This window comes from Aeromicrobium sp., from assembly GCF_014378035.1.
In the GTDB taxonomy this organism is placed as follows: domain Bacteria; phylum Actinomycetota; class Actinomycetes; order Propionibacteriales; family Nocardioidaceae; genus Aeromicrobium.
Genome location: NZ_JACMOM010000315.1, coordinates 1 through 4951 on the forward strand (window position 1 = coordinate 1; position 4951 = coordinate 4951).

Annotated in this window: 5 protein-coding genes; all 5 read right to left on the reverse strand. The window is 67.5% G+C overall.

What is annotated here, in order from left to right; translation table 11 throughout:
- Positions 1 to 396 (reverse strand): rRNA adenine N-6-methyltransferase family protein (locus tag H7290_RS16330; protein WP_290515083.1); only part of this gene is annotated, 396 nt, incomplete at its 3' end.
- On the reverse strand, positions 393 to 1505 hold the full coding sequence (locus tag H7290_RS16335) for a resuscitation-promoting factor (RefSeq protein ID WP_290515080.1): 1113 nt from the start codon (positions 1503 to 1505) through the stop codon (positions 393 to 395). The genes H7290_RS16335 and H7290_RS16330, both read right to left, overlap by 4 nt.
- A 91-nt stretch (positions 1506 to 1596) precedes the next feature.
- Positions 1597 to 2442 carry a TatD family hydrolase gene (locus H7290_RS16340; protein ID WP_290515081.1) on the reverse strand — a complete coding sequence of 282 codons (846 nt, stop codon included), beginning with the start codon at positions 2440 to 2442 and terminating at the stop codon, positions 1597 to 1599.
- Positions 2439 to 4031 carry a methionine--tRNA ligase gene (gene metG, locus H7290_RS16345; RefSeq protein ID WP_290515082.1) on the reverse strand — a complete coding sequence of 531 codons (1593 nt, stop codon included), beginning with the start codon at positions 4029 to 4031 and terminating at the stop codon, positions 2439 to 2441. Before metG ends, H7290_RS16340 begins: the two co-directional genes overlap by 4 nt.
- 65 nt (positions 4032 to 4096) lie before the next feature.
- The gene (gene rsmI / locus H7290_RS16350; protein WP_290515084.1) at positions 4097 to 4924 is read right to left on the reverse strand and encodes a 16S rRNA (cytidine(1402)-2'-O)-methyltransferase; all 828 of its coding nucleotides are present in this window, start codon (positions 4922 to 4924) and stop codon (positions 4097 to 4099) included.
- Positions 4925 to 4951: the final 27 nt, after the last annotated feature.

Consider the following 4951-nt stretch of genomic DNA (forward strand, 5'->3'; position numbering starts at 1 on the left):
CGAGACGTTGTAGGGCAGGTTGGCAACCAGAGCGGTGGGCTCGGGGCCGGGCAACGAGTCGACCTTCATCGCGTCGGCAATCACCAGGTCGAAGTGATCGACGTGATCGGGGGCGTGCTCCGCGATGGTCGACGGCAGCTGCGCCGCCAGCACGTCGTCGATCTCGACAGCAGTGACGTGGGCGGCCACCTCCAGCAGCCCGAGGGTCAGCGACCCCAGACCGGGCCCGATCTCGACGACCACGTCGTCAGCACCGATCGCCGACGTCCGCACGATGCGCCTGACCGTGTTGGCGTCGATGACGAAGTTCTGCCCCCGTTGCTTCGTCGGACGGATACCGCTCGACTCCGCCAGGCGTCGGACGTCAGCGGCTCCGAGCAACCGGGGTGGCGTCAGTTGAATCTCGCCTCGGCACAACCCCACTGACCCCAGCCCGAGCGGGCCTGCAGGATCTTGGCGAACTTGATCTGTACCTCACGGGTGCTCTCATGCGGCAGCCCGGGGCCGCCCACGCTGTGCCAGGTGTCGGCACTGAACTGCAGGCCACCGTAGTAGCCGTTGCCGGAGTTGATCGACCAGTTGCCGCCGGACTCGCACTCGGCGATCTTGTCCCACACCGTGTCGCCGGTGCTCATGGTGACGGGAGCGGGCTCCTTCGGCTTCGTGCCGCGCGCCTCGATCTGCGGGCGCGGTGCGCTGAGGGTGCGCGACGTCAGAACCTCACGGTTGCGGACCTTGCCGTCGGCGAGGATCAGCTCGACCTTCTGCTGCTTGCGGCCAGAGACACCCTCGGTGACGATCTTGGTCTCGCCGGCCGTGACGGATGAGTCCTTGCGGACCTTGACCGGGTACTTGAGCGCGACCGTCTCGGTGCGGGTGACCTTCTTGATGCGGGTGACGCGCAACGCCACGCCGGGCTTGATGAAGGCGCCCTTCCCCGGGCTGACCTCATCGTCGGAGTCGAGGGTGATGTCGGCCGCCTTCAACGCGGCACCGACGGTGGGGGCGGAGGTCGACACCACCTTCTTCTTCTTGTCGGCGTCGACGACCAAGGCCTTCGGGGTGCTCACGACGAGCGTGGAGCCGGCGCGCGACAGCTTCGCAGAGCGCTTCGCGGAAAGATAAGAGCCGTCGGAAGGAGCGAAGCCCAAGCTCGCGAGGGCGCCGCCGACCGTGGCGTCGTAGACCGTCTGCTTGGTGACGCTGCCGTCGACGGTGAGGGTCAGGGGCTTCGCGTAGGCGACGGTGATCGTCGCGTCGTTCGCGAGCGAGGAAGATGCCGACGGGCTCAATTGGTCGCCGTCACGGACCGCAACCTTCTTGGCCTTCAGCACGTCGGAGACCGTGTCGCCGAAGGTGCGGATGGTCTGGGTGTGACCGTCGACCGACAGCGTCACGGTCTTGTTGAGGGCGCCGTAAGCGGCGGTGCCGCCTCCCACGATCAGCACGATCGCGAGGTTGAGGGCGAGGATGGGAAGTGTCTTGCGGTGTCTGGTCAGGCGCACGGATCTCCTGGGAACAGAATGGCTCAGTGCTGTGCGGCGGGGTGCCACATGTCGAGCCGGGTTTTCCACCGTACCGAGTCCTTCCCAAGGGTCAAATCCGCTGCGCCCAGGGTCCCCCGAAGGCACTGTTCGTGTTGGTGTCGATGTCGTGACACATTTCTTCGACCGATTTTCCTGCAATCGCAGCCATGAATCGCACCGTGAGCGGGATCAGGAACGAGGAGTTCGATTTCCCGCGGTGCGGCACGGGTGTGAGAAAGGGCGCATCGGTCTCGACAAGAATACGGTCGGCCGGCGTGACCCGGAGCGCTTCTCGCAGGTTCTCAGCATTCTTGAAGGTGACCGTGCCGGCGAACGACAGGTAGGCGCCGCGATCGAGGCACTCCCGAGCAAAATGGGCATCGCCGGAGAAGCAGTGCATGACCGTGCGCGCCGGCGTGCCCTCGTCGTCGAGCACGGCGAGTACGTCGTCATGTGCATCGCGATCGTGGATGACGAGGGTGCGGTCGTGCCGTTTGGCCATCCGCACGTGCTCGCGGAACGACGCGTGCTGAGCCTCGCGCCCCTCCTCACCGGTGCGGAAATAGTCAAGCCCGGTCTCGCCCACCGCACGGACGTGGGGTGACTGGGCCAAAGCATCGATCTCGGCCAGGGCCGCGTCGAGCTCGCCATGCTCGGCCAGCCGTGGTGCCTCGTTGGGATGCAGTGCCACGGCTGCGACAACCGAGTCGTACGCCTCCGCCGTCTGGACCGCCCAGCGCGAGCCTTCGAGGTCGCAACCGACCTGCACGATGCGTGTCACGTTGACCGCCGCGGCCCGGTCGAGAGCCTCATCGACCGACAACATGGGAACGTCACGCGGGGGCATGTCGAGGTGGCAGTGGTTGTCGACCACCGGGGCGGGCAGACGCTCCGGCGCGATCGGCCAGCTGCTCATTCCGCGGGGGCCTCGATGCGGGGAAACAGGGAGGCGGGTTTGGTGATGATGGTTCCGGCGGGGAGCTGACCCCACGCCGCGACACCGTCGATGCGCTGTTCGGCGAGTGCGCCCAGCGCCGGTTCGGCTCCGAGGGAGTGCCACAGCCCCGCCGAGGCCTTGGGCATGACGGGGTTGAGCAGCACGGCCAGCACGCGCAGGCCCTCGGCCGCCGTCACCAGGATCGTGGCCAGACGGTCTGACTCCGCATCCGATGACTCTGCGTCCTTGGCGACCTTCCACGGTGCCTGCTCGGTGAGGTAACCGTTGAGCTCGTCGACGATGCGCCAGATCGCGGAGAGCGCGTCCTGCGGAGCGATCTTCTCGATCGCCAGGTCGGCTGCGGCCACCGACTCGAAGACGACGTCGATGACGGCCTGCTCAGCAGCCGTCGGCGCACCGGCCGCGGGCAACGACCCGTCGTAGTACTTGCCGATCATGGCCGCGACGCGCGACGCGAGGTTGCCGAAACCGTTGGCGAGCTCGGCGTGGTAGCGGGCGTTGATGTCCTCCCACGAGATCGAGCCGTCGCTGCCGAAGGTCAGGGCCCGCGCGAAGTAGTAGCGGTACGCGTCCGATCCGAAGGTGTCGACGAGCTCGTCGGGGCGGATGCCGTTGGCCTTGGACTTGCTCATCTTCTGTCCACCGACGAGCAGCCAACCGTGGGCGAACACCCGGTGTGGCACGGGCTCGCCCGCGGCCATCAGCATCGCTGGCCAGATGACGGCGTGGAATCGAGCGATGTCCTTGCCGACCAGGTGGATGCTCGCGGGCCACACCTCGTCGAACCGTTCACGGTCGTTGCCGTAGCCGACCGAAGTGGCATAGCTGAGGAGCGCCTCGATCCAGACGTAAAAGATGTGCTTCTCGTCCCACGGCACGCTGATGCCCCAGTCGAACGTCGACCGGGAGATCGAGAGGTCACGCAGGCCGCGGCTGACGAACGAGATGACCTCGTTGCGCGCCGACTCGGGCTGGATGAAGTCAGGGTTGGCGTCGTAGAAGTCGAGCAGCTTCTGCTGGTAGTCGCTGAGCCGGAAGAAGTAGTTCTCCTCCGAGATGAGCTCGACCCGGCTGCCGTCGAGCTTCGACACCATGAAGCCCTCGTCGTCACCCTCGCCGGCGGTGACGTCGTCATCGCCGACGAACTCCTCGCTGCCGACGCTGTAGTGGCCTGAGAAGTTGCCCTTGTAGACAGCGCCACGCTCGTGGAGGGCGGTCCAGAATGCCTGCGCACCGTCGAGGTGGCGCTGGTCGGTGGTCCGGGTGAAGTCGTCGTTGGCGGCGTCGATGGTCTGGAGCAACGGCTTCCATTCCGTCTCGACGAGCGCATCGACCCACTCCTGCGGCGAGACGCCGTTGGCCTCGGCCTTGCGGAGCACCTTCTCGCCGTGCTCGTCGGTGCCCGTGGTGTACCAGACGTTCTCGCCGCGCTGTCGGTGCCAGCGCGTGATGATGTCGCCCATCACCGTGGTGTAGCCGTGCCCGATGTGTGGTGCGTCGTTGACGTAGTAGATGGGAGTGGTGACATAGAACGTGGAGTCGGACACGTCCTCAATCCTAGTGACAGCCCTGACATACCCGGTGACCCCTCCGGCGCGTCAGGAGTGGCGCGTCAGGAGTGGGCGGCGTCGTAGACGTCCTTGCGCCGCGTCCCCGTCTCGCCCGCGACCTGCGACACGGCGTCCTTGCGGCTCAGCCCCTCGTCCTGACGCGCGGTCACCATGTCCTTCAGCTGCTCGGAGGTGTACGAGCGCTCGAGCTCCGACGCACCACCCACCACGATCGTCACCTCACCGCGCACGCCCTGCTCCTGGCTGCTGGCCCACTCGACGAGCTCGGCGAGCCCCCCACGCGCCACCTCCTCGTACGTCTTGGTCAGCTCGCGGCACACGGCAGCGGCTCTGTCTGCCCCGAACACCTCGGCCATGGCGCGCAACGAGGCTCCCGTGCGGTGGGGCGACTCGAAGAACACCATCGTGCGCCGCTCGGTCGCGAGCTCGGTGAGTGCGCGCGTGCGTTCGCCGCCCTTGCGCGGAAGGAACCCCTCGAAGCAGAAGCGGTCGACCGGCAGGCCCGACACCGCCAGAGCCGTGAGCACGGCCGACGGCCCCGGGATGGCAGTCACGGCGATGTCGGCCTCGATCGCGGCCACGACGAGCCGGTAGCCGGGGTCGGACACGCTCGGCATGCCGGCGTCGGTCACCAGCACGACCGTCGAGCCCTCGACCAGCATCGCGGCGAGCTCGGGTGTGCGGCGCTCCTCGTTGCCCTCGAAGTACGACACCACCCGACCGGAGATCTCGATGCCCAGCTCAGAGGCAAGCCGCTTGAGCCGGCGGGTGTCTTCCGCGGCCACGACGTCGGCGGGGGCCAACGCCTCCGCGAGGCTCCCGCTGGCGGTGGGCCGCCGACCCTTCGGGGGGGCGGGCAGGGGGAGCATGGGACGGGTCCTGTCCGCGCGCCCGCC